The 22,476-nt window shown below is 69.1% G+C and carries 25 protein-coding genes, 1 tRNA gene and 1 other RNA gene; 18 read left to right on the top strand and 9 right to left on the bottom strand.

Features of this window, described 5'->3' with window-relative positions; translation table 11 throughout:
• Window positions 1-1,535: 1,535 nt before the first annotated feature.
• Both J5X75_RS46410 and J5X75_RS19080 read right to left on the bottom strand, forming a co-directional pair.
• Complete coding sequence (locus J5X75_RS46410; RefSeq protein WP_208468763.1) at window positions 1,536-1,910, bottom strand: Rv3235 family protein; 375 nt, start codon at window positions 1,908-1,910, stop codon at window positions 1,536-1,538.
• Between the two features lie 821 nt (window positions 1,911-2,731).
• Complete coding sequence (locus tag J5X75_RS19080) at window positions 2,732-2,962, bottom strand: helix-turn-helix transcriptional regulator (protein ID WP_208468764.1); 231 nt, start codon at window positions 2,960-2,962, stop codon at window positions 2,732-2,734.
• A gap of 148 nt (window positions 2,963-3,110) precedes the next feature.
• Here J5X75_RS19080 and J5X75_RS19085 point away from each other — a divergent pair, with 148 nt between their 5' ends.
• Window positions 3,111-3,626, top strand: a complete 516-nt coding sequence (locus J5X75_RS19085; RefSeq protein ID WP_208468765.1) for a DUF6912 family protein — start codon at window positions 3,111-3,113, stop codon at window positions 3,624-3,626.
• Here the strand turns inward: J5X75_RS19085 and J5X75_RS19090 are convergent.
• Window positions 3,578-4,528, bottom strand: a complete 951-nt coding sequence (locus J5X75_RS19090; protein WP_208468766.1) for a hypothetical protein — start codon at window positions 4,526-4,528, stop codon at window positions 3,578-3,580. The two genes, J5X75_RS19085 and J5X75_RS19090, sit on opposite strands and share 49 nt — an antisense overlap.
• Window positions 4,529-4,916: 388 nt before the next feature.
• Between J5X75_RS19090 and J5X75_RS19095 the strand changes: the two genes are divergently transcribed.
• From J5X75_RS19095 to J5X75_RS19135, 9 genes are all read left to right on the top strand, one after another.
• Window positions 4,917-5,432: a PadR family transcriptional regulator gene (locus J5X75_RS19095; RefSeq protein WP_208468767.1), complete on the top strand. Its 516-nt coding sequence runs from the start codon at window positions 4,917-4,919 to the stop codon at window positions 5,430-5,432.
• A gap of 51 nt (window positions 5,433-5,483) precedes the next feature.
• Entirely contained in the window at window positions 5,484-6,596 is a 1,113-nt protein-coding gene (gene prfB / locus J5X75_RS19100; RefSeq protein WP_208468768.1) for a peptide chain release factor 2, read from the top strand.
• A gap of 141 nt (window positions 6,597-6,737) precedes the next feature.
• Window positions 6,738-7,418 carry a cell division ATP-binding protein FtsE gene (gene ftsE, locus J5X75_RS19105; RefSeq protein ID WP_183224950.1) on the top strand — a complete coding sequence of 227 codons (681 nt, stop codon included), beginning with the start codon at window positions 6,738-6,740 and terminating at the stop codon, window positions 7,416-7,418.
• A 66-nt stretch (window positions 7,419-7,484) separates the two neighbouring features.
• Window positions 7,485-8,360 (top strand): permease-like cell division protein FtsX, encoded by an 876-nt coding sequence (gene ftsX / locus J5X75_RS19110; protein WP_208468769.1) that lies wholly within the window; start codon window positions 7,485-7,487, stop codon window positions 8,358-8,360.
• Between the two features lie 106 nt (window positions 8,361-8,466).
• Window positions 8,467-9,708, top strand: coding sequence for a M23 family metallopeptidase (locus J5X75_RS19115; protein ID WP_307798155.1), 1,242 nt, complete (start codon window positions 8,467-8,469; stop codon window positions 9,706-9,708).
• A gap of 51 nt (window positions 9,709-9,759) precedes the next feature.
• The gene (gene smpB / locus J5X75_RS19120; RefSeq protein WP_208468770.1) at window positions 9,760-10,236 is read left to right on the top strand and encodes an SsrA-binding protein SmpB; all 477 of its coding nucleotides are present in this window, start codon (window positions 9,760-9,762) and stop codon (window positions 10,234-10,236) included.
• 92 nt (window positions 10,237-10,328) lie between these two features.
• Entirely contained in the window at window positions 10,329-11,036 is a 708-nt protein-coding gene (locus tag J5X75_RS19125; protein ID WP_208468771.1) for a cellulose binding domain-containing protein, read from the top strand.
• A gap of 25 nt (window positions 11,037-11,061) precedes the next feature.
• Window positions 11,062-11,443: a transfer-messenger RNA gene (gene ssrA / locus J5X75_RS19130) on the top strand.
• Between the two features lie 118 nt (window positions 11,444-11,561).
• The gene (locus J5X75_RS19135; protein ID WP_208468772.1) at window positions 11,562-12,650 is read left to right on the top strand and encodes a hypothetical protein; all 1,089 of its coding nucleotides are present in this window, start codon (window positions 11,562-11,564) and stop codon (window positions 12,648-12,650) included.
• Here the strand turns inward: J5X75_RS19135 and J5X75_RS46025 are convergent.
• From J5X75_RS46025 to J5X75_RS19150, 3 genes are read right to left on the bottom strand one after another with little or no spacing between them, the layout of a single operon-like run.
• Window positions 12,618-13,001 carry an exo-rhamnogalacturonan lyase family protein gene (locus J5X75_RS46025; RefSeq protein ID WP_208468773.1) on the bottom strand — a complete coding sequence of 128 codons (384 nt, stop codon included), beginning with the start codon at window positions 12,999-13,001 and terminating at the stop codon, window positions 12,618-12,620. The two genes, J5X75_RS19135 and J5X75_RS46025, sit on opposite strands and share 33 nt — an antisense overlap.
• Window positions 12,955-13,329 carry a type II toxin-antitoxin system VapC family toxin gene (locus J5X75_RS19145; protein WP_208468774.1) on the bottom strand — a complete coding sequence of 125 codons (375 nt, stop codon included), beginning with the start codon at window positions 13,327-13,329 and terminating at the stop codon, window positions 12,955-12,957. Before J5X75_RS19145 ends, J5X75_RS46025 begins: the two co-directional genes overlap by 47 nt.
• Complete coding sequence (locus J5X75_RS19150) at window positions 13,326-13,577, bottom strand: type II toxin-antitoxin system Phd/YefM family antitoxin (protein WP_208468775.1); 252 nt, start codon at window positions 13,575-13,577, stop codon at window positions 13,326-13,328. Before J5X75_RS19150 ends, J5X75_RS19145 begins: the two co-directional genes overlap by 4 nt.
• A 401-nt stretch (window positions 13,578-13,978) precedes the next feature.
• Here J5X75_RS19150 and J5X75_RS45515 point away from each other — a divergent pair, with 401 nt between their 5' ends.
• From J5X75_RS45515 to J5X75_RS19165, 4 genes are all read left to right on the top strand, one after another.
• On the top strand, window positions 13,979-14,113 hold the full coding sequence (locus J5X75_RS45515) for a hypothetical protein (RefSeq protein WP_274383586.1): 135 nt from the start codon (window positions 13,979-13,981) through the stop codon (window positions 14,111-14,113).
• Window positions 14,114-14,544: 431 nt separating this feature from the next.
• On the top strand, window positions 14,545-15,147 hold the full coding sequence (locus J5X75_RS19155; protein ID WP_208468776.1) for a DUF4360 domain-containing protein: 603 nt from the start codon (window positions 14,545-14,547) through the stop codon (window positions 15,145-15,147).
• 30 nt (window positions 15,148-15,177) lie between these two features.
• A complete protein-coding gene (locus J5X75_RS19160) occupies window positions 15,178-15,768 on the top strand; it encodes a DUF4360 domain-containing protein (RefSeq protein WP_208468777.1) in 591 nt (196 codons plus the stop codon).
• An 84-nt stretch (window positions 15,769-15,852) separates the two neighbouring features.
• Window positions 15,853-16,443, top strand: coding sequence for a DUF4360 domain-containing protein (locus tag J5X75_RS19165; RefSeq protein WP_208468778.1), 591 nt, complete (start codon window positions 15,853-15,855; stop codon window positions 16,441-16,443).
• A gap of 45 nt (window positions 16,444-16,488) precedes the next feature.
• On the opposite strand, the gene J5X75_RS19170 is transcribed toward J5X75_RS19165, so the two are convergent.
• The gene (locus J5X75_RS19170) at window positions 16,489-17,166 is read right to left on the bottom strand and encodes an aggregation-promoting factor C-terminal-like domain-containing protein (protein WP_307798156.1); all 678 of its coding nucleotides are present in this window, start codon (window positions 17,164-17,166) and stop codon (window positions 16,489-16,491) included.
• 193 nt (window positions 17,167-17,359) lie between these two features.
• On the opposite strand from J5X75_RS19170, the gene J5X75_RS19175 reads away from it, so the two are divergent.
• Window positions 17,360-18,688: an extracellular catalytic domain type 1 short-chain-length polyhydroxyalkanoate depolymerase gene (locus J5X75_RS19175; RefSeq protein WP_208468779.1), complete on the top strand. Its 1,329-nt coding sequence runs from the start codon at window positions 17,360-17,362 to the stop codon at window positions 18,686-18,688.
• 51 nt (window positions 18,689-18,739) lie between these two features.
• Here J5X75_RS19175 and J5X75_RS19180 read toward each other — a convergent pair whose 3' ends face one another.
• Window positions 18,740-19,546 (bottom strand): S-methyl-5'-thioadenosine phosphorylase, encoded by an 807-nt coding sequence (locus J5X75_RS19180; RefSeq protein ID WP_208468780.1) that lies wholly within the window; start codon window positions 19,544-19,546, stop codon window positions 18,740-18,742.
• A gap of 121 nt (window positions 19,547-19,667) precedes the next feature.
• On the opposite strand from J5X75_RS19180, the gene J5X75_RS19185 reads away from it, so the two are divergent.
• The 3 genes from J5X75_RS19185 to J5X75_RS19195 all read left to right on the top strand — a co-directional run bounded on the left by J5X75_RS19185 (window position 19,668) and on the right by J5X75_RS19195 (window position 21,881).
• Window positions 19,668-20,216: a YqgE/AlgH family protein gene (locus J5X75_RS19185; protein WP_208468983.1), complete on the top strand. Its 549-nt coding sequence runs from the start codon at window positions 19,668-19,670 to the stop codon at window positions 20,214-20,216.
• 78 nt (window positions 20,217-20,294) lie between these two features.
• Window positions 20,295-20,367 (top strand) — tRNA-Ala (locus tag J5X75_RS19190).
• A gap of 134 nt (window positions 20,368-20,501) precedes the next feature.
• Window positions 20,502-21,881 carry a glycoside hydrolase family 6 protein gene (locus J5X75_RS19195; RefSeq protein WP_307798157.1) on the top strand — a complete coding sequence of 460 codons (1,380 nt, stop codon included), beginning with the start codon at window positions 20,502-20,504 and terminating at the stop codon, window positions 21,879-21,881.
• A gap of 165 nt (window positions 21,882-22,046) precedes the next feature.
• On the opposite strand, the gene J5X75_RS19200 is transcribed toward J5X75_RS19195, so the two are convergent.
• The gene (locus J5X75_RS19200) at window positions 22,047-22,439 is read right to left on the bottom strand and encodes a response regulator transcription factor (protein ID WP_208468782.1); all 393 of its coding nucleotides are present in this window, start codon (window positions 22,437-22,439) and stop codon (window positions 22,047-22,049) included.
• Window positions 22,440-22,476: the final 37 nt, after the last annotated feature.

The raw sequence follows: 22,476 nt of genomic DNA on the forward strand, positions 1-22,476 counted from the left end.
TGGTGGCCGAGCCGGGTTCCGTCCCCGCCGTCGGCGAACACCTGATACTCACCACCTTGAGCGAGGCCTACCGCCCGAGCGGCGCCCTACCCGACCCCGCCGAAACCCCCTGGACGCACCGCGGCCCCCCCCCCCCCCCCCCCCCCCCCCGCCCCCCCCCCCCCCCCGCCCCCCCCCCGGGGGGGGGGGGGGGCGCCGCCCCCCCCCCCCCCCCCCCCCCCGTCCGCATCCCCACCCCACCCCACGCCCACCCCGCCCCGCCTCGCCCCAAGCGGCCCCGCGCCGCGCCGCCTCGCGTCGCCCCCAGAGCTGCCTCCCGCCGCGCCGCCTCGCCCCGAGCGCTCTCGCGCCGCGCCGCCTCGCCCCGCCTCGCGTTGCCTCGCCCCCGCCTCGCCCCGCCTCGTCCCCCGGCCCCGCCTCGTCCCCCGGCCCCGCCTCGCTCCGAGGGCTCTCCCGCCGCGCTGCCTCGCCCCGCCTCGCGTTACCTCGCCCCCGCCCCGCCTCGTCCCGAGCGCTCTCGCGCCGCGCTGCCTCGCCCCGCCTCGTCCCCGGCCCCGCCTCGCCCCCGGCCCCGCCTCGTCCCCGCCTCGTCCCCCGGCGCTGCCTCGCTCCGAGGGCTCTCCCGCCGCGCTGCCTCGCGTTGCCTCGTCCCGAGCGGCCCCGCCTCGCGCCGCGCGGCCTCGCGCCCCGCTAAGTACCCCCGCAGCCAGCAATCTTGGACGTTTTCCCACCGAATACGGTGGCGAGACGCCCAAGATCCAGTGGCCCTGATGGCACTGTCGCCCTCAGTCGGCGACCTTGGACGTTTTCCCACCGGTTCCGGTGGCATGGCGTCCAAGATTCCGACGTTCGGGTGCCCTGCTGCCTGCATCCGGCGTCATCCGTCCCGCCCGCAGCCGGGGCTCCTTTCTCACGGCCGGCGACCTTGGGCGATCGGCCACCGGATGCGGTGGCGAGAGGTCCAAGATCCAGACCGCTGCGTTACGGATCCGACCAGCGCGAAGGCATTGATGTCCCGGCCACCCGCGGCGGACTGTCCGGATGTCAGCCGATCGGTTCCGGCTGCTTGTGAGGGCTGTCTCGAGCGCTCAAGACAGCCCTCATAACCAGCTGGGCAAGATCGGCCACAGTGCACAGCCACCAGAACACCTACAGGCACGCCCATTCGCGCAGCGGCGAGCTTGGTGGTGCGGCCGGGTAGGTGAGGGCCCGGGGCGGCTGCCGCTTGGTGGTGCGGTGATGGGTTGGGCGGGGCGGGATGGTCGCTGCTTGGTGGTGCGGCGATGGGGTAGGTGGGGCCCGGAGCGGCTGCCGCTTGGTGGTGCGACGGTGGGGTGAGTGGGGGCCCGGAGCGGCTGCCGCTTGGTGGTGCGGCCGGGTGGGCGAGGGCCCGGGGCGGCTGCCGCTTGGTGGTGCGACGGTGGGTTGGGTGGAGCCCGGGATGGCCGCCGCTTGGTGGCGGTGAGGTGGGTGAGGCCCGGGACGGCCGCCGCTTGGTTGCTGACGGGCGCCCCGGGAGTGTGAGCGGTGGAGTGTCAGATGATCAGGAGGGCGGTGGTGGCCCAGGTCTGCTGGTGCAGCTCCATCCGGAAGGCCATCGCCCAGGTCCGCTCGCCGGTGGCCAGCGTGACCGCGGCCTCGACGGCGCCTGGCCGCGGCTCGCACAGCCGCAACCGCAGCACCGCGACCGGGGCGTGGCGGCGTGGCGGCCGGGAACGTGGGCGGCTCGATCGGCGCAGTTCGGCGGCCCGGCGTGCCCCGGCCAGGCCCTTCGCCACCACGTCGGCGGCCTCGGCGGGCAGTGCCATCCGCCGCAGATGAGCGGCCGGCCGGAACCCGTTGAGGACCTCGACGCACAGCTGCACGAACCGCCGGGCCGCAAGCCGCGCGTCACTGGAGGCTCCGGCCACGGCGGCGGACGCCGGCCGCGGCCCTGGGGGCGACAGCTGTGCGTTGCCGGGCCAGTCCGCCGACTGCGCTCCAGCTGGTCCCTTCGGCGCTGGTTGTGCGTTCCCGGACCACTCCACCGCCGACTGCGCTCCAGCTGGTCCCTTCACCGCCGCCTGTGCGTTGCCGGACCACTCCACCGCCGGCTGTGCTCCAGCTTGTCCTTTCGTCGCCGGCTGTGCGTTGCCGAGCCACTCCAGGTTCGGCTGTGCTCCAGCTGGTCCCTTCGGCGCTGGTTGTGCGTTCCCGGACCGCTTCAGCGCTGGCTGTGCGTTGCCGGAACCCGCCAAGGCCGTTTCCGTGTTGCCCGACCAACCCGGTGCCGGTTGCGTGTTGCCTGACCAACCCGGTGCCGGTTGCGTGTTGCCCGAACACCCCAGAGCTGGCTGCGTGTTGCCCGACTGCTCCGGGGTCGGCTGCGTGTTGCCCGACCATGCCCGGGGCGGCTGTGCGTTACCCGGCTCCGGGGGTGGCTGTGTGTTGCCGGGCCATTCCGGGGCCGTTTGAGCATGGCCCGGCCAGTCCAGGGCTAACTGCCGGGACGGGGCCCACACCTCCGGGGCGAACTCGTCGTCGAAAGGGGGGTCGGACCGGGGAACCGGGCGCAGCCGAATCGCCGGACGGCTTCCCGTGGACGCCTTCTCGACCGTCGATCGCATCGCCACCGCCAATCCTTGCGTTTGCCTCCGTTTGCCTTCGATGACGTGAAGTCTCGTCCAGTCTCCTTCGACCGGTCAACCGTCGGTCATCGATCCGGGAAGAGGCACAAAAGCCGCCCGCCCCCTCATTCCGCCTCACGGTCGGCCAGCGGGTTGTCGCGCACCCACGCGGCAGTTTCCGCGTACCTCTCCTGGATGTATTTCTCCAGCTGGGAGCGCTCGACGCGCCACTGACCGCGCCCACCGATCTTGATTGCGGGGAGTTCGCCGCTGCGGACCATGTGATAGACCTGCGAGTCGGAGACGTTCAGTTCGGCGGCCACGTCGGACAGCAGCAGGAAACGGGGCTCGGGCACGGATCCTCCTTTCGACGGCCTCAGTTTGCCACCGATGGCGTGCGGCGGACCCGGTGCGACCCCGATCCGGAGACTCCTGATGGAATGGGGCGTGTCCGGGCCGAGATGACGGTGTACTGTGCTCGCCCGACCGCCGAGTGCAGGAGGAATGACGGTGCCGATCACCGACCTGGTCCGGGTCTACCTGCCGGCCACGCTGCCGATGCTCACCGCCTTGCGGGCCGATGGGCGGCTCGGCGATCAGACGCTGGTCGCGCACGCGGTGACGCCCGGGCTCCGGGAGTGGTACGCGGAGGGCGACGAGGAGGAGCTGGAGTACGTCGCCTTCACCCGTGCCGCCCAGGGCGCCCTGCACCTGCTGCGACAGGATCCGTCAGCGCCGCGCCGCCGGGTGGTTCTCTCGGCCGACGTCCCGGCCGCCGGTCTGACCAGCGAGGACACCGAGCTGGGGTCGAGCACGGTTCGGCTGCCGCAACCGGTGAGCCTGGCCGAGCTGGCGAGCATCCACGTGGACGGGACCGATGCGGTCGAGGCGGTGGCGGCGGCCGCCGAGGTGGTCGACGAGGCGCTGGCCGGTGACCCGGACGCCCAGTTCACCGTCGACGGCGCCGAGGATCACGAGTTGGAGTGGTACGCCGTCTCCGAGCTGGACGAACTGATCTGAGACTGCTCGTCGCCCTCGTCACGGGCGGGGCCGAGGGTCCGGCCGACCGCGACGATGGCGGTGAACGCGCCGGCGAAGAGGACGATGAGCCCGTTGTTGAGCCGGGCCGAGCTGAGCATCTGCTGCACCGTCTGCTCCAGCTCACTGACCTTGCCGGCCAGCTCGAGCACTTCGGCGCCGGCGGTACGGGCGAGCAGCTCGCCGATCACCAGCAGCAGGCCGGGGCCGGCGCCGGCCAGCGCGTACAGCGGCCAGCGCAGTCCGGCACGGCGGCGCAGCATGAAGTACGCGATGAGGCCGGCCGTCAGACCGCTCAGCGCCGCCTGGCTGTAGGAGAACCACTGTGCCGCCTGCGCCGACGACGCGGTGTCCCCGGCCCCGAAGGCGTCGAGCACCGGGGACTGGAAGAGATTCAGCACGAACCCGACGAGGAAGACGCCGACCGAGCCGGCCCCGGCCGCGGCGATCACCGACGGGATCCGCAGGCCGGCCAGGGCGCCGCCGATGGTCGCGGCCGCGGCCACGGTGCCTCCGACGACCGCGTAGATCGTGCCGGCCGTGTTGATCGTGATGATCGGGACGGCGCTCAGCAGCCCGACGACCAGGCCGGAGCCGGTCGCCACGGCGAACCGGGCGGTCGGCCCGAGCGGCCGGCGCGCGCTGATCAGGGTGAGCACCAGAAGCGCCACGGCGGAGCCGGCGACCAGGTCGGCGGTGACCGCGCCGGGTAGCGCGTACGCCGTGGAGGTCACCTCCATCGCGGCGTCCGCCCGGCCGGTGATGGTGGCCCGGGCCGACCAGAGCATCGCGCCGGTCCAGGCCAGGGCGGCGGCCGCGAGCAGCGCCACGGTGAGCCGGGATTCCTCGACGGTCTCCGGGGTGGCGGTCTGGCGGTCAGTCATGGGGCTCAGGGTAACCGGCGAAACTGCACAGGCCCGACCGGCCGTCGGTGGGGTGCGGCGATGGGCGAAATCCTGTCCCCGACCGCCGCCCGGTGGCCCGATCCGCGCCGGCGGATCCGCTTCCGGGTGACGAATGTGCTGCTCTGCCCAGATTGTCTGGTTTAGCACGGCAGTATCCGCCTTTTCGCCGGAATCATGCCCGCAACACGCCGTCTGACCGTTTGGGTGCACCATATTACCTGGTCAACGCGCATTTGGAGGCGGAATCGCCAGTCCCGCTCACTCGTTGTCGGACTGTCTGTGCGGGACAGTCGTTTGTGGAGGCGCAAACTGGACGGATCAGGCTAAATCCTGGACGGCGGCGCGACAAAGTGGCAGCTTAGAAGGCATGCCCGACTTCCAAATCAATCCGACGGCGGCTGCCCTCCTCGGCCTCCTCCACGAGGGGGCGATGACCGGTGGTCAGCTGATGGCGGCTGCCGAACGCCGCCTCGGGCCCTACTGGTCGATGACGCGGAGCCAGGTCTACCGCGAACTGCCCGTACTGGCCGAAATGGGGTACGTCCGCCTCGGTAAGCCGGGCCCCCGGTCCAGTCAGCCCTACGCCATCACCGCCTCCGGCAAGCGCGCCTTCAGCAGGTGGCTCGCCGAGGCCCCGGGCCGGGACGCGCTGCGCAACCCGGTCGCTCTGCGGGTCGCCTTCGGTCAGCAGCACTCCGGCGACCAGTTGCAGGAGCTCTACACGTCCGCGAACCAGTACCACTCGGAGGCCATGGCGATGGCGAAGGAGCAGGCCAAGGAGGCGAAGAAGAACGGAGACCAGTACGGCGCGGCCGCCCTGGAGTTCGCGGTCGCCTACCACAAGGCCGCACTCACCTGGCTCAAAGCCGTCCCGACCGAATGAACGGACCCGCCCCGGCCAGCATTCTGGCCGGGCGGCGTAGTCTTGAGTGTCGTGACCGCTGCCGACTTTCCCGAGCAACTGAAGGCCCTCGACGCGACCCTGCGCAACATCGAGAACGTCCTGGACGTCGACAAGTTGCGCCGGGACAAGGCGGACCTCGAGGAGCAGGCCTCCGCGCCGGACCTCTGGGACGACCAGGCCCGTGCTCAGGAGGTGAACAGCCGACTGGCGTACATCTCGGGCGAGCTCTCCAAGCTGGAACGCCTGCGCTCCCGTCTCGATGACGCCGGGGTGCTGCTGGAGCTGGCCGAGGCCGAAGGTGACGCCGACTCGATCGCCGAGGTGGGCGTCGAGGTCGCCACCCTCAGCAAGTCGATCGAGGAGATGGAGGTCCGCACTCTGCTCTCCGGTGAGTACGACGCCCGTGAGGCCGTGGTGGCGATCCGGGCCGGCGCCGGCGGAGTGGACGCGGCCGACTTCGCCGAGATGCTCATGCGGATGTACCTGCGCTGGGCCGAGCGGCACGGCTACCCGACCGAGGTCTACGACACGTCGTACGCGGAGGAGGCCGGCCTCAAGTCGGCCACCTTCGCCGTCAAGGTGCCGTACGCCTACGGCACCCTGGGCGTCGAGTCCGGCACCCACCGCCTGGTGCGGATCAGTCCGTTCGACAATCAGGGCCGCCGGCAGACCAGCTTCGCCAGTGTCGAGGTGATGCCGGTGGTCGAGCAGACCGAGTTCGTCGACATTCCGGAGAACGAGATCCGGGTCGACGTCTACCGCTCGTCCGGCCCCGGTGGGCAGAGTGTCAACACCACCGACTCGGCGGTCCGGCTGACCCACATCCCGACCGGCATCGTGGCCTCCTGTCAGAACGAGAAGTCGCAGCTGCAGAACAAGGCGGCCGCGATGCGTGTCCTCCAGGCCCGGCTGCTGGAGCGGAAGCGCCAGGAGGAGGAGGCCAAGATGGCCGGCCTCAAGCTGGACACCACCGGATCATGGGGCGACCAGATGCGTTCGTACGTTCTGCACCCGTACCAGATGGTGAAAGATCTGCGCACCGAGTTCGAGACCGGCAACCCTTCGTCGGTCTTCGACGGCGAAGTGGACGGCTTCATCGAGGCGGGCATCCGTTGGCGGAAGCAGAATCAGCTCGCCTCATAGGCTGATCCGTGACCGTGCGCAACCTGACCTGAACGCTCGGTCAGGCCGGGTTGCGCCCGTTCCCGGTGTTACCGCAGCTTGTGAATATTCCCGACCCCGGTGGGGTTGGCGATTTCGTTACACCGCGTAGACTCCAGTCCCGTGATTCTGCTCGAGAACGTGACGAAGACGTACCCGAAGGCGTCTCGGCCGTCGTTGGACAATGTCAGCGTCGGGATCGAGAAGGGTGAGTTCGTCTTCTTCATCGGTCCCTCCGGTTCCGGTAAGTCGACGATCATCAAGCTGCTGCTCCACGAGGTCTCCCCGACCCGTGGCAAGGTGGTGGTGAATCAGAAGGACGTGACCACGCTGCGGTCCTGGAAGGTTCCCCACTTCCGGCGCTCGATCGGCTGCGTCTTCCAGGACTTCCGGCTGCTGCCCAACCGCACGGCGTACGAGAACGTCGCCTTCGCCCTTGAGGTGATCGGCAAGACGAAGGCCGTCGCCCGGCGCGTCGTCCCCGAGGTGCTGGAGCTGGTCGGCCTCGGCGGCAAGGAGCACCGGTACCCGCATGAGCTCTCCGGTGGTGAGCAGCAGCGTGTCGCGGTGGCCCGCGCCTTCGTGAACCGCCCGCTGATCCTGCTGGCCGACGAGCCCACGGGTAACCTCGACCCGGACACCTCGATCGAGATCATGCGCCTGCTGGACCGGATCAACCGGACCGGTACGACCGTCGTGATGGTCACGCACGACTCCAACATCGTCAACCAGATGCGCCGCCGGGTCATCGAGATCGAGAGCGGCCGGATCGTTCGGGACCAGGCGCGCGGTGTCTACGGCTAGGCCCGGCTCCGCCCCCCGTACCGAAACTGAAGCAGTGACACGCGGAGTCCTGGAAGGATCCCCCCGATGCGCGTGAAGTACATCCTCAACGAGGTCCTGGTGGGCCTGTGGCGCAACGTCACGATGACGATCGCCATGATCATCACCATGTCGGTCTCGTTGACCATGCTGGGCGCCAGCGTGCTGCTGTACATGCAGGTCGACCAGATGAAGGAGTATTACTACGGCAACATCGAGGTCTCGATCTTCCTGAACGACGACGTCACCGACAGTCAGAAGTTGGCGATCGACCAGGCCATCGACGGTAGCCCGCTGGTGATCTCGAAGACCTACGAGAGCAAGGAAGACGCTCTCAAGCGGTTCCAGAAGCTCTGGGCCGACACGCCCGACTTCGTGAACGCGGTCGGCTCGAACAGCCTGCCGGAGTCGTACCGGGTCAAGCTCAGCAACCCGGAGAAGTACGCCGACTTCGCCAAGGCCGTCGAGGGCAAGGAGGGCATCCGGCAGATCATCGACCAGCGCGAGTTGCTCGACAAGGTCTTCAAGGTCTTCAACTCGATCCAGGTGATGGCGCTGGTGGTGGCCGGCTTCATGGCGGTCGCGGCACTCCTGCTGGTGGGTAACACCATCCAGGTGGCGGCGTACAGCAAGCGGCGCGAGGTCGCGGTCATGAAACTGGTCGGCGCGTCGAACTGGTTCATCCAGTCGCCGTTCGTGCTGGAGGCGGTGGTCGCCGGCCTGATCGGCTCGATCCTCGGCTTCGTGGCGCTGTTCGTCAGCAAGATCATCGTGCTGGACAACAAGCTCCAGGCGCTGGCCACGATCCTCACGCCGATCCCCAACGGCAACGTGTGGCTGATGCTGCCGCTGCTGGCCGGTGTCGCCTCGCTGTTCAGCGCGGTCACCGCTTGGGTGACGCTGCGCTTCTACCTCAAGGTCTGACGCCACACAAGTACGTGTAAGTCCCGATGGCCGCAACCCTGTCCAGGGTTGCGGCTATCGGGCGATTTGGGGCTTTCCGGACGATTAGTCGCGGTAGCGTGGCGCCGTGGGGTGTTGCCGACCTGATCGCCTGATCGCCGCCTGCCTCTGCCTCGTTGCCCTGTTCGGGTTCATGCTGGCGGTGCCGGTGCCCGCCGCGGCTGATCCGGCCGACGACGCGGCCCGCGCCGTCCGTCGTGCCGAGGCGCTCCTGGAGAACGCCGGCGCCCATGCCCGGGCCGCCGCGAGCAGCCTGGCCCGCGCCACCGCCGCCCTGCCGGCCGTCCAGCGCCGGGTGGCCACCGCCCGCGGCGTGGTGATCGCCACCCGGGTCGAGGCGGACACCGCCCGGCGGCAGGCCGACGCCGCCCGGGCCGATCATCAACGGGTCGCCGACGAGTACACCGTCGCCGCCGGCCAGGTCGACGCCGCCCGCGAACGGGTCGAGGAGATCGCCCGCGCCAGCTACATGGGCAGCACCTTCAACCGGCTCAACCTGCTTGCCGGGGCGACCGGGCCGCAGGATCTGATGGACCGCCTCGGGCTGGTCGAACACCTCATGCATCAGGAGCAGGGCGAGGTCCGTACGCTCACCGTGGCCCGCCGGACCGCCCGGATCGCGCAGGACCGGGCCGGCGCCGCGAAGCGGATCGCCGAGACCGCCGAACAGGCCGCCGTCGACCGGCTCCGGGCCGCGCAGAACGCGCAGGCCGCCGCCGTCCGCGCCCAGCAGGACCTCAACCGGGTGGTGCTGGCCCGGCGGACCGCGCTGCAGGCCGCCGAGACACAGCGCGCCGGAGTGCTGGCGCAGTACCGGGCCGCGGTGCGGGCGGAGAACCGGATCCGTGCCGCCATGCGCGGCTGGGAGAGCCGGGCCGGCGTCGGCAGCCGCTACTCCGGCGGCCGCCTGCTGATGCCCGTCCACGGCTGGAAGAGCAGCGACTACGGCAACCGTTACGACCCCTACTACCGGGTGTGGCAACTGCATGCCGGCGCCGACTTCGCGGCCGGCTCGGGCAGCCCGATCCGGGCCGCCGCGTCCGGGCGGGTCATCCAGGCGGGCTGGAACGGCGGCTACGGCCGCTACACGTGCATCAACCACGGACGGGTGAACGGACACGGGTTCACCACCTGCTACGCACACCAGTCCCGCATCTATGTCGGGGTCGGCGAGTACGTCCGTCGCGGCGAGATCATCGGCCGGGTGGGCAGCACCGGCGCCTCCACCGGGGCGCACCTGCACTTCGAGACGCGCTTCGGCGGTGTGCCCCGCAATCCGCTCGTTTACCTGCCCGGCTGCCTGTGCTGAACCCCGGGTACTCTTTCCGTTCGGGTCCACACGAACGGGAGGTCCGCGGTCATGCCACGCGAACAGGGCCGCAAGCTCGTCGCCTCCAACCGCAAGGCGCATCACGACTACGCCATCCTGGACACCTACGAGGCCGGCATGGTTCTCACCGGCACCGAGGTGAAATCGCTGCGCGCCGGGCGCGCCTCGCTGGTCGACGCGTTCGGCCACGAGCGGGAGGGTGAGATCTACCTGCACGGCATGCACATCCCGGAGTACACGCAGGGCACCTGGACCAACCACGAGCCCCGGCGGCCCCGCAAGCTGCTGCTGCGCCGCGAAGAGATCCACAAGATGCTGGGCAGGCTTCGCGACGACGGCGTCACCCTGGTGCCACTCTCGGTCTATTTCCACAACGGGTACGCGAAAGTCGAACTCGGGGTGGCCAAGGGCAAGAAGAGCTACGACAAGCGTCAGGACATGGCCAGCCGGGACGCGCAACGGGAGATCAACCGGGCGATGGGCCGCCGTGCGAAGGGGATGGACTGACGGGGTATTCTGCCCGGCCAGGCTTATTGATCATCCACCGTTGATCATCACCTGTCGCTGATCTTCCGCTACCCCGAGGGAGACCCGCCCCGTTGTCGAAGCACGCCGCACGTCAGTTCATCCTGGCCCGATCCGTCCTCGGTCTGGCCGCCGCCGTCCTGCTCGCCCTGGTCGGCTGGATCGCGTTCCGCTCGGGTGGCTCCGCCGAGGCGGGTGATCCGCGGCTGGTCCTGCCGACCGCCGATCTCCAGGCAGCCGAGGGCTCGCTGCCCGCCACCAGCCCGACAACCGAGTCGACGCCAGCGTCGTCCCCGTCCTCGACGTCGCCGTCGCCGTCCGTGTCACGGTCGGCTTCGGCTTCGGTTTCGCCCTCCGCATCGCCGACACCGTCCCGGTCGGCGTCCACCTCGGCCAAACCCTCGCCGTCGAAGAGCACCGGACGGCCCAGCCCGACGCCGTCGCGCACCAGCTCCACCCCGGCCGCCTCCGATCTGTCGGTCAGCTACTCCACCAGCGCCTCCTGGCGGGACGGGTTCATCGCCGCGCTGCGGGTCACCAACAACGGCACGGCGGCACGGGACTGGACCGTCACCCTGTCCTACCCCTCCGGCAGCGGGCTCGAACTGCGCGGCGCCTGGAACGCCACGGCCAGCCTCAGCGGCAACACCGTCACCCTGCGCGGGAAGTCGCTCGCCGGCGGGTCCTCGATCAGCGTCGGCTTCCAGGCCGAGAAAGACCTGAGGGATCTGGTGAAGCCGGTCACCTGTGCCATCGGTGGCGGCAGTTGCCGGGTGAGCTAAGATTGCGAGGCTGTGACATGGACATGGGGGTGACTGGTTTCGACTTCGTACGTGGAGACAGGGGAAGCGAGCCGAGGAAGCCGACGTCGTCTCGAGAATCGGTCGTCGGAAACCTATAAGCGCCAACGATAAGTTTGACGCTGACCAGTACGCTCTCGCCGCCTGAGGCAAGTAGCGTGGTCTGTCGGTCTGGGAGCGCCTCCGTCCCAGCTGCCGGCATCAGCTAGGAGGCTGGCCAATGGGTCCCGGTCACGGGGACCTTGCGGCGAGATCAATCAGTGACTGGGCCCGTCGTCCGAACTTGCTCACGTGAGTCGGAGGGCCGAGTAGGGACATAGTGAGCTGCGCTCGGAGAAGCCCTGACAAAGCAACGAAGGACCCGGGTTCGATTCCCGGCACCTCCACTGCAAGATCATCGGCCGCGTCACCCGCTCGGGTGGCGCGGCCGAAGTCGTTCTGCTTCCGATACGAGCGGGTCCTGCCGAGCGTGCGGGCATGCCATCGAGAAGGTTTTATGATCTTGAAGTGCCGAAGAACGACGAGGCGTTGGGCCGCCTGATCGCCAACGAGAACAGTGCCAGTGATCTGCTGGCGTTTCTGTTCGAGCGGGATCCGGCGCCGCTGGTCCGGGTGCTGGGGCTGCCGGACGCGGAGTACCGAGTCCGGCGTGAGGGCAAGGCCGCGCGGAGCCGGTTCGACCTGGTCGTGTACCGGGCGGACCATCCGGTGGCGGTGCTGGAGTTGAAGGGCGCGTCGACCGAGCACGGGGATCAGCTCGACCGGTATCGGGCTTGGGCGGAGAAGTATCAGGCGGCCCTCTTCTACTGCACTCTGGATCGTGGCGATGTGCCGCCGGATCCGTGGCGGGCGGTCGGGCTCGTCGAGCTCTACGGGGCGTGGCGTGACAGCACCGATCCGCACGCAGCCTGGCTCGGCGGGGAGATCGCCGGGCTGTTCGCGAGCTGGGACCAGCAGGCCGAGGGTGTCATCGGTGAGTCCCGGGGCTGGTACGTGCCCGACCTCGTCACCCGCCGTGTCGCTCTCGACCTCGACCGGGTGCTGCGGGAGCGGGACGGGGAGGCCGAGGCGACCCGCACGAACCCCGGCAATCCGATGTTCCTGGCCTGGCGTCGGCATCCGAACGGCGACCCGCACGCGTGGATCGGTGTGGACGTGCGCTCCGAGGGCCGAAAGGCCCCGGCGGCCCGGTGGCTGTTCCGGCCGTGTGTACAGGTCGACGTGGGCGAGGGTACCGCTGTCGAGGCCCGGCGGAAGGCGCACGACCTGGCTGTGGCGCTGCTGCCGGCCCTGGTGCTGCCGGCGATCCAGCGGATGCTCGTCGAGCGGGGCCGACCGGAGCTAGGCCAGGCGCTGTCCGCGAACGAACACGGTGGCCTGGCCCGGCCCGCTGACGCCGCCGTGCTGGACGAGTTCCGCGACGGCGACCTCACCGGCTTGCATCCGGTGTTCCGCAACGACTGGAACCGGCGGCTTGCGACCCAGCTGACCCTGGACGTCGCGAGGGTGGACCGGTTTCAGGTGGCCGATCTCACCCTCGCGGTGCTGGATCACCTGGTGGCGTCAGCCCGGGAGCTTGTCGCCGATCAGGGCTAGGCACTGGATGGCGGCCAGGCCCGTACTGGGCTGAGGCGTTGGCGGAGAACCCGGCCTCGTCGACCGGCTCGAGCACGGCCGGCCCTCGACGCGGGTGCCGGCCCAGTTCTGGTTGCGCGGATAGCCGGCGTGCCCGTCGTAGCACTCCTGCCAGGCTCGGATGGCGAGCGCCGGGTTGCCCGCCTTCACCGCGGCGTAGGCGGTCTGGTGGGAGTGCGCCTGCCGCGGGTTCTGGCTGCCGAACGCGGCACCGGTCTCGGTGAAGGTGGTGGCGTTGCGGTGACCCCACGTGGCGGTGGGTGCGTCAGGCGGGTAGGACGGGCACGTCGTATTTGTGGATGTGCGCGTCACGCGTGACCAGGGTCAGGTGTTCTACCTTGGCCTGGGCGATGAGCATCCGATCGAACGGGTCTCGGTGGATCAGCGGGAGCCGTCCTGCGACGATGCCGTGCTCGGCGGTGATGTTCAGGTGCCGGAAGCCGCTGTCGCGGATGCGTTCAGGGAGATCGGCTGGCTTCTCGAGTTTGCCGAGCGACTGCTTGATGGCTACTTCCCAAATCGTCGCCGGGCTGATGTAGACGTCCGGTTCATGATCGAGGCGTTCCTTGATCTCAGCGGAAAGCGTGGGGTCGTCCGTGAGCCACCACAGCACGACGTGCGTGTCGAGGAGCAGGCTCATCCGAGGCCGAAATCCCGCGCGATCGACTCGTTCACCTCGGCGGAGTCCCAGTCGTCTGCCACGACGAGTTGTCCGGCGAGGGAGCCTCTGCCGACCCTGTCAACTCTGCGGTTGAGTGGAATCACCTTGGCGACGGGTGTGCCGGCCCGGCTGATGATGATCTCTTCGCCGTGCTCGACGCGGTCGATGATCCGCGAGAGGTTCGTTTTCGCGTCGTGGATGTTGAACTGCGCGGCTGCTTCGGACATGACGACCTCCTTAGCTAAGAGGTTAGCCCGGTATCGGAGTGCTGGGTGGGGTTCGGTCGGTTATCTGTCGACGGTCGCCCGCGGTTGTTCGACCTGCGCGCCGAGGTTCAAGTAGGCGGTCATCAGCTCCACCCTCTGGCGGCCCCGGTTTGCGAAAGCGAACCGGGGGCCGTTTCCCTTCTGCCCGGAGGTCGAGGCCTCAGACGCCCCGCGTCACGGTGGACCGGCCGGGTCGGTGGGTGCGTGGAGGGCGCTGCCGATTCTGGGTGTCGAGGGAACTCGAGGCCGATCCATGCTGCGGCCGGTGGCGACGGATCGACGTCTATCGTGATCGCTTGCCTGGTGGCCATGGGGGCTCAACCGAGCGCCGTGACCCGGGCGAAGGTCAAGGTGCACACCCGGTGATCGGCGGCCGGAAGGTCCGGATCCGGTGGGAGCGGCGCGGCGATGGCAACGTCTGCGGCTCCGGCTCGCACCCGACCACGGTGAACGTGCCAAGCACCGGAACGAAGCGGCTGAACCTGACGATCGGCTGATGAGCCGGTAAACGGAAAGCGGCCCGGTTCACGAAAAGCGTGAACCGGGCCGCTTCGTCATATTCGTTCCCGGGCCGATCCCCCGGAAACCCCATGGCGACTCCGCCGTTCAGGCAGTCGCTGTTCGTTCGAACCCGATCGGGTGGCGGCGTGAGTAGGCTCGGCGGAGCAATCCAGGCGGTGGCCGGTCTGAGTCACCGGATCATTTACAAGATCACCGGACTGCCCGCGAAGCCGAAAAGCGACCCGTTATTCACCTTGTCAGCGGTGGTCGCGGGCGGGCGGCGACAGGCCCACGCGGCCTTTTCATGGAACCGGATCGAGGTCGCGGCCGTAGCCGCCCAATTTCGCGGGACCATCGCATTCGTCGAGACAGCGAAGTGTCCGGCTATTCAACAATTTTTGGCGCATGCAGTGAATGGGAGGATCCCATGTTCGGGTTGAGAAGGGTGATGGCGGCCGCGGTCGCCGGAGTGCTGCTGACCGTGTCGCTGATCCCTTCGGTGGCGCAGGCGCGGCCTCGGCTGGTGGACCCCGTCGTCACCCTGAACGTCAAGGCTGTCAACGGCAGCGGTTGCCCGGAGTCGTCGAGCGTCACCACCGACGTGCCGGACAAGACGGCGTTCTCCGTGAGCTTCAGCAAGTTCAAGGTGACCGGCAGCAGTTACAAGAACTGCAATGTCGTGATCATCGTCGGCATTCCTGCGGGCTGGACGTATTCGGTGTACGAGGTCTTCAATCGGGGCTACGCCGTTCTCGACAAGGGCGCGTCCGGCCGGATCATCATGAATTCGTGGTTCACCGGTTTCCCGTGGACCCTGCGCGCGGACCAGACTTTCAACGGGGCGTACGACGACTTCTGGCAGACGAACAGTGCCGCCAGCGCGCTGATCTTCGCCCCCTGCGGCACGTCGGCCAACCTGATTCTCAACACCACACTGCGGGTCGCCGGGCCCGCGACGAGTTCGATGGAGTTGTTCGCTCAGGACGCCCGCGTGTCGACCATATTCCATTTGAAATGGAAGCAGTGCTGATTCCACAACATCACGATAAAGGGAGTTCTCATGTTCCGTACGAATAAGAAGGCGGCGGCGACCCTCGCGGGAGCGCTTCTGGCAACGCTTCTCCCGGTGGCGGCTCAGGCCGCGCCGGCGCCGGTGATCACCCTCAAGGTGCTGGGTGCCTTCGGCAGCGGCTGCCCCGCGGGTACCACCTCCGCTCAGCCCACCGCGGACAACACCGCGTTCAGCCTGTCCTACAGCGATTTCCGGGTGTACGGCAACGACTACAAGAGCTGCAAGGTGTCGATCCGGGTGTCCGTACCCCAGGGCTGGACCTATGCGGTCACCTCGGTGATCAACCGGGTGACGCCCGACCTGGGCTGGCAGTCGTGGGCCAGGTTGCAGATGAACGCGTGGTTCACCGGAAGCCCGTGGAACGCGTCGGCCAACAATTCGATCAACGGTCCGACCACCAACCTCTGGACCACGATGAGCAACGTCGGCACCCTCATCTACGCGCCGTGCAACGAGTCGCTCGACCTGAACGTCAACAACACGCTGCGGGTGAAGGGGGCCTCCTCGAATTCCGCCGAACTCATCGACACCGACACGAAGGCGTCGACGATCTTCAACGTGTCTTGGAAGAAGTGCTGACGTGCGAACGCCGACCGGTCGGCGACGGGGCCTTCTGTGGCCGACCGGGTCTCCCCGCCAGATCTCTCGTTGTGAGGGGGTCCCATGTCTGGATTGAAGTTGATCGTGATGGCGCTCGTCGGCACGTCCCTGTTCGTGCCGTCCGCCTCGGCGAGTTCCCTGCCATCGGGGACACAACCGCAGCTCACCGTGAAGCTGCTCAACGCGAACGGCAGCGGCTGCCGCCGCCATGCCGGTACCAGGTTGCCCGTCGACGCGCATGTGCTGCCGTCCGGGACGATCACGGTGCGGTATCGAGATTTCTCGGTCTCGGGCAACGACTACAAGAGCTGCGTCCTCTTCGCGAGCGTGGCTACTCCGGCCGGATGGACCTATCAGATCCCCGCGGTGGACAACCAGGCCACCGTCACCCTCGACGCGACCGAAACCGCGACCCTTTCCACGGCCATGTGGTTCACCGGCCTCAAATGGACGGTACGCGACACCGAGAAGGTGGTGGGCCCGCAGACCGGTGCCTGGAACACCAGCGCCGTACCCCACCCGGCGGCGTGGGCCCCGTGCGGCACATCGGTGAACGTGTCCGTCGCTGAGACGATGCGCGTCACCGGAAGCCCGGCGAGCAACGCCAGTCTGGTGGCGACGACCTTCGGTCCTCCGAAGTGGCGGCGATGCTGAACCGGGATCAGGTGCGCGCCGGCATCGCGGCGCGCAACGATCCGTCTAGTAGGAGCCGGCGTCCTGGAAGTGGTTCCAGGCACCGCACGGGGAGTCGTACCGGCCCTTGACGTAGCCGAGGCCCCACTTGATCTGGGTGGCCGGGTTGATCTTCCAGTCGTCGGCGATCGAGGCCATCTTGCTGCCCGGGTAGGCCTGCGGGATGCCGTAGGCGCCCGACGACGGGTTGGTGGCCCGGTAGTTCCAGCCGCTCTCGTGGTCCCACAGCTTGTTCAGGCAGGAGAACTCGCTGAACTCGAAGCCGGCATCGATCATCAGGGCGCAGCCGACCTCGCGGCTGCCGCTGAGGCTGCGGCACGCCGCCGGGATCGTTCCGGTGTAGGGCACCGGGCCCACCTCGGCGGCCCGCTTGGCGGCGGCCGCCTTCTCCGCCTCCGCCTTCTTCCGGGCGGTTTCCAGCGCCCGCGCGTCGGCGACGGCGGTCTTCACCACGGCGCTCGCCTTCTGCGCGGCGATGCGTTCCGCCTCGTCGCGGGCGGCCCGCGCGGCGGCGTGCTGCCGCTCGCGATCGGCCAGCAGCCGCTGGGTCTCGGCGGCGCCGACGGCGTCCGTACCGTGGCCGGGTCGCTGTGCCAGATAGACACCACCGGCCAGGCCGGCCAGCAGCAGTGCCGCCGCCGCGACGCGCGCGCCGACGGTTCTCATGATGTGCGGTCGAGTCACCGGGGGTCCCCTTCGACGGCCGTGGGTCGTCGCTGTGCAGTGAAATCCGACGGATCATACGCCCCGTCGCCGGTCCGCGCGGCTCCTGGGACGGCCTGGCGCGGCCACCGTCGAAGATAAATACTTGTCGATGCTTAGGGTGCTCCCCACACCGAAGCGTCCCCATCCCCACGAATCGTGCGAGGAACCCCCGATGCGAAAGAGACTCAAGCTCCTGCTCGCCGCACTGGTCACCACGACGATCGCGGCACTGGCCGCGGTCGCTCTTCCCCCGCCCGCCTCCGCGGCCGCGCTGACCGAGGTCACCGGTTTCGGCGCCAACCCGAGCAACCTGCGGATGTACCTCTACGTGCCCGACAACCTGGCGCCCCGGCCGGGTCTGCTCGTGGCCGTCCACTACTGCACCGGCACCGGGCCGGCCTTCTACAGCGGATCCCAGTTCGCCTCGCTCGCCGACCGGTACGGCTACATCGTCATCTACCCGTCGGTGACCCGCAGCAGCCAGTGCTTCGACGTCGCCTCCCCGCAGGCGCTCACCCGCGACGGCGGAAGCGACCCGGTCGGCATCAAATCGATGATCGATTACGTACGGGCGCGGTACCCGGTCGACGCGAACCGGATCGTGGCCACCGGCGTCTCCAGCGGGGCGATGATGACCAACGTCCTGTTGGGTCTCTACCCCGACGTGTTCAGCGCGGGCTCGGCGTTCGCCGGAGTTCCGTTCGGATGCTTCGCCACCACCAACGGTTCCGAGTGGAACAGCGACTGCGCCAACGGCCTCGTCACCAAGACCCCGCAGCAGTGGGGTGACCTGGTCCGCAACGCCTACCCGGGATACACCGGACGCCGCCCGCGCATGCAGACGTGGCACGGCACCAACGACGAGATCCTGCGCTACCCGAACTTCGGCGAGCAGATCGACCAGTGGACGAACGTGCACGGCCTCACCCAGACGCCGTCGTTCATCGACACCCCGCAGAGCGGTCACACCCGGACCCGGTACGGCGGCACCGGTGACAACGCACCGGTGGAGGCGATCAGCATGAACGGGGTCAGCCACAACCTGCCCGTCGACGCGGCCGCCGCCGTCCACTTCCTCGGGCTCGACACCACCACGCCGTCGTCGCCCAGCCCGTCGTCACCCAGCCCGTCGTCACCCAGCCCCTCGGTGCCGAGTCCCTCCGCGTCCAGCCCGTCGCCGGCCGGCGGCTGCCGGGTCGGCTACACGGTCAACGCCTGGAACACCGGGTTCACCGCGTCGGTCACCGTCACCAACACCGGCACCGCGGCGGTCAACGGCTGGACCCTCCGGTTCACCCTGCCGTCCGGGCAGACCGTGACGAACGCCTGGAACGCCACCGTCAGCCCGGCCAGCGGGGCCGTCGCCGCCACCAACGTCTCCTACAACGGGACGCTCACCGCCGGCGGATCCCAGACCTTCGGCTTCCAGGGCACCCACAGTGGCAACACCGCCGAACCCGGCGCCTTCACCCTCAACAACGCCACCTGCGCGGTGGTCTGACCCGTCGCCGCGGCGCCGGGCCTCAGTTCGGCGCCGCGTACGGCGTACGGATCAGGGAAGTTGAATCGGCAGTTTGATGCCCGCCAGGGCGTCCTTGCACGCGCACGTCCGCTCGGCGGGCAGCTTGACCACCGCGTCGAGCAGAACGTCGCGCAGCCGGGCCGTGTTGTCGGCGAAGACGGCGAAGACCTCCTCCTGGGTCACGCCGTGCTCGCCCTCGACGCCCGCGTCCAGATCGGTGACCAGGGCGATCGCCGTGTAACAGAGGGCCAGCTCGCGTGCCAGGACGGCTTCCGGATGGCCGGTCATGTTGACGATCGTGCCGCCGATCGCGGTGAACCAGCGGGACTCGGCCCGGGTGGAGAAACGCGGGCCCTCGACCACGACCATGGTGCCGCCGTCCACCGCCTTCACCCGCTCGGCGGAATCCAGCACCGTCGACCGGCCCACCGGACAGTACGGATCCGCGAACGACACGTGCACCGCACCGGAGTCGTAGAACGTCTGCTCACGGCCACTGGTCCGGTCGATCAGCTGGTCCGGCACCACGAACGTGCCCGGACCCAGCTCCGGTCGCAGGCCACCGACCGCGCACGGGGCGATGATCTGCCGGACACCCAGCGAGCGCAGCGCCCACAGATTCGCCCGATAGGGGATCTTGTGCGGGGGAAAACGGTGGTCACGGCCGTGGCGGGGCAGGAACGCCACCCGGCGGCCACCCACCTCGGCCACGGTGATCCGGTCCGACGGACGACCGTACGGGGTGTCGACCTCGTGCTCGGTGGCGTGATCAAGAAGCGCGTACAGCCCCGATCCGCCGATGACGCCGATCTCTGCTGCCGTAGGTGGCGGGTTCATGTCCAGACCTTATCGGTGGCCGGAAAGCCAAGCTAATGTGCTGACATGGCTACGTCGACTGGACGGCGGTAATCAGGTGTTCGGTGAGCAGCAGCGGATCGGAGGCCGGTCGGTGGAGTCGATGACCGGTCGGCTGCTCGTCGCCACGCCCACCCTCAAGGACCCCAACTTCGACCGGACGGTCGTGCTGCTGGTGGCCCACGAGACGGGCGGCGCGCTCGGGGTCGTGCTGAACCGCGCGACCGAGGTTCCGGTGGCCGAGGTCCTCGGCACCTGGGGTGAGCTGGCCGGTGACCCGGCGGTCCTCTTCGAGGGCGGCCCGGTGCAGCCGGAGTCGGCCATCTGCCTCGCCCGGACCCGGCCCGAGGTGAAGAAGCGGCTGTCCGGCTTCCATCCGGTCAGCGGGGCGCTCGGCACACTCGACCTCTCCGCCGACCCGGAGCGGATGCGGGAGAACGTCACCGGCATCCGGGTCTTCGCCGGCTACTCGGGCTGGTCCGCGGGCCAGCTCGAGGAGGAGATCGCCAGCGGCTCCTGGTTCGTCTTCGACGCGCTGCCCGGCGACCCGTTCGTCGAGCGCCCGGATGATCTCTGGGCCATGGTCCTGCGCCGGCAGGGCGACATCCTCGCCGCGGTCGCCCACTTCCCGCCGGACGTCTCGCTCAACTGAGGGGGGTGCCGGAAGGGGCCCGGTGGGGGTGTGTAGTATTTCCAGCGTGCCCGGGGGAAACGCCCCGGGGGCAAGCAAGGGGCTGTGGCGCAGCTGGTAGCGCACCACACTGGCAGTGTGGGGGTCAGGGGTTCGAGTCCCCTCAGCTCCACCCTTGGACGAAGGCCTGACCGGATCTCCGGTCGGGCCTTTTCTTTTAACAACCTCTCTTGTGGTGGCCGGGTATCGACGCCTATCGTGGGAGCGCTCCCACACTGGCAGTCGACCTCATCCCCAGGAGTGCCCGTGTCCCCATCCCGTTCCCGTTCCAAGATTCTGGCCACGGCCGTGGTGTCCGCCACCGTGGCCGGCGGCCTCTGGGCCGCCACCGGCGCCGCGTCGGCCGGAACGATCAGCGGCACGCTCTACCGCGACCCGGACGCCGCCGTGTCGCGGTGGGTGCAGGCCAACCCGAACGACTCACGTGCCACGGTGATCCGCAACCGCATCGCCAGTCAGCCCGCCTCGCGCTGGTTCGCCTCGTTCAACGTCTCCACCATCCGCAACGAGGTGTCGGCCTACGTCGGCGCCGCCAACGCGGCCGGGCAGATCCCGGTGCTCACCCTCTACGGCATCACCAACCGGGACTGCGGTGGCGCCAGCTCGGGTGGCGCGCCCGATCTGACGCAGTACCAGACCTGGATCAACGGGGCGGCGCAGGGACTCGGCGGCCAGACCGCCGTGGTGATTCTCGAGCCCGACTCGATCGCGTTGCTCACCTGCCTCAGCAGCAACGAGATCGCGGCCCGCAACCAGGCGCTGCGCACCGCCACGCAGACGCTCAAGGCGGCCAACCCGAACGCCAAGGTCTACCTGGACGCCGGGCACTCCACCTGGAACAGCGCCGGCGAGCAGGCGTCCCGGCTGGCGGCCGCCGGTGTGGCCGCCGCCGACGGCTTCTACACCAACGTGTCGAACTTCAACGGCACCTCGGGCGAGGCGGCGTACGGGCGGTCGATCATCAGCGCGCTCAACGGTCAGGGCATCAGCGGCAAGCGGCAGGTGATCGACACCAGCCGCAACGGTGGGGCCAGCGGTGACTGGTGCGGCGACGACAACACCGACCGGCGGATCGGGCAGTACCCGACCACGAACACCGGCGACGCGAACATCGACGGGTACCTGTGGGTCAAGCCGCCGGGTGAGGCGGACGGGTGCCGTTACACGGCCGGGTCGTTCCAGCCGGACCTCGCGTACAGCCTGGCGAGCTCGGCGCCGGACCCGTCGACCTCGCCCAGCGTGACGCCGTCCACGGCCTCACCGTCACCGTCGAACTCGGCGTCGCCGTCCACCTCGCCGTCCGCGTCGCCCTCCGGATCGCCGTCGACGGGCGGGTCGTGCACCGCCACGTTCCGGACGACGAGTTCCTGGCAGGGTGGTTTCCAGGGCGAGGTCACCGTCGCCGCGGGCAGTGGCACGCCGAACGGCTGGGCGGTCACCTGGACCCTGGCCTCCGGTCAGTCGATCAACCAGGTCTGGGGTGGCGTGCTCAGTGTGTCGGGCTCGACCGTCACGGTCCGCAACGCGGCCTGGAACGGGACGCTGCCGGCCGGCGGGAGTGCCCAGTTCGGGCTCATCGGGTCGGGCAGTTCCGGAACGCCGGTGCTGACCTGCGCCAGGGTCTGATTCGGGAGAAACCCGGCGAACAGGAATGGCCCGTGCCGCTACGGGGGGAGCGGCACGGGCCGGGCGTAACGATATCCGTCGTTTCGGGAGAATGCGAGAGGTTGGCGACCATGCATAGGAATTCCACAGGAATTCCCACGCAAGGTCGCCAACCGGCGGATCGGCTCAGGAAGCCGTTCCGGCGTAGCGGCGGCTGATCAGAGCCTGCAACTCGGCCACCAGAGCGCGCGGCGACAGCGGCTTCGCCAGGTAGCCGTCGGCGCCGGCGCTGAGGCCCGCGTCCACGTCGTACGTGTGGCTGTTCCCGGACACCATGAGGATCGCCATGTCGCGGATCTCCGGGGTGTTGCGCGCCAGCCGGCACAGCTCCATCCCGTTCATGTTCGGCATGCGTACGTCGGTGATCATGCCGACCGGTTTGGCGACCGTCATGATGCGGGCCGCGGCGTTGCCGTCCTTCACGGCGACGGCCTGGTATCCGGCCTCCTCCAGCGTCACGGTCAGCATGTCCCGGACGTCACTGTCGTCGTCGGCGATCAGGATCAGGTTCTGGTTCATCTCGGCCCTCCTCCTCGGTGACATCTGGCACTTCGGC

Origin of the sequence: Actinoplanes flavus (assembly GCF_017592555.1) — a bacterium.
GTDB lineage: Bacteria > Actinomycetota > Actinomycetes > Mycobacteriales > Micromonosporaceae > Actinoplanes > Actinoplanes flavus.

What these genes read in the sequence shown, in the direction of transcription:
- ftsX (WP_208468769.1), top strand. Translation starts at nt 7,485, where the DNA reads ATGCGCGTGAAGTACATCCTCAACGAGGTCCTGGTGGGCCTGTGGCGC.
- J5X75_RS19160 (WP_208468777.1), top strand. Translation starts at nt 15,178, where the DNA reads ATGTTCCGTACGAATAAGAAGGCGGCGGCGACCCTCGCGGGAGCGCTT.
- J5X75_RS19090 (WP_208468766.1), bottom strand. Translation starts at nt 4,528, where the DNA reads ATGACTGACCGCCAGACCGCCACCCCGGAGACCGTCGAGGAATCCCGG.
- J5X75_RS19165 (WP_208468778.1), top strand. Translation starts at nt 15,853, where the DNA reads ATGTCTGGATTGAAGTTGATCGTGATGGCGCTCGTCGGCACGTCCCTG.
- J5X75_RS19175 (WP_208468779.1), top strand. Translation starts at nt 17,360, where the DNA reads ATGCGAAAGAGACTCAAGCTCCTGCTCGCCGCACTGGTCACCACGACG.
- J5X75_RS19200 (WP_208468782.1), bottom strand. Translation starts at nt 22,439, where the DNA reads ATGAACCAGAACCTGATCCTGATCGCCGACGACGACAGTGACGTCCGG.
- J5X75_RS19155 (WP_208468776.1), top strand. Translation starts at nt 14,545, where the DNA reads ATGTTCGGGTTGAGAAGGGTGATGGCGGCCGCGGTCGCCGGAGTGCTG.
- J5X75_RS19095 (WP_208468767.1), top strand. Translation starts at nt 4,917, where the DNA reads ATGCCCGACTTCCAAATCAATCCGACGGCGGCTGCCCTCCTCGGCCTC.
- J5X75_RS19185 (WP_208468983.1), top strand. Translation starts at nt 19,668, where the DNA reads ATGACCGGTCGGCTGCTCGTCGCCACGCCCACCCTCAAGGACCCCAAC.
- J5X75_RS19145 (WP_208468774.1), bottom strand. Translation starts at nt 13,329, where the DNA reads ATGAGCCTGCTCCTCGACACGCACGTCGTGCTGTGGTGGCTCACGGAC.
- smpB (WP_208468770.1), top strand. Translation starts at nt 9,760, where the DNA reads ATGCCACGCGAACAGGGCCGCAAGCTCGTCGCCTCCAACCGCAAGGCG.
- J5X75_RS19085 (WP_208468765.1), top strand. Translation starts at nt 3,111, where the DNA reads ATGACGGTGCCGATCACCGACCTGGTCCGGGTCTACCTGCCGGCCACG.
- J5X75_RS19150 (WP_208468775.1), bottom strand. Translation starts at nt 13,577, where the DNA reads ATGTCCGAAGCAGCCGCGCAGTTCAACATCCACGACGCGAAAACGAAC.
- J5X75_RS19180 (WP_208468780.1), bottom strand. Translation starts at nt 19,546, where the DNA reads ATGAACCCGCCACCTACGGCAGCAGAGATCGGCGTCATCGGCGGATCG.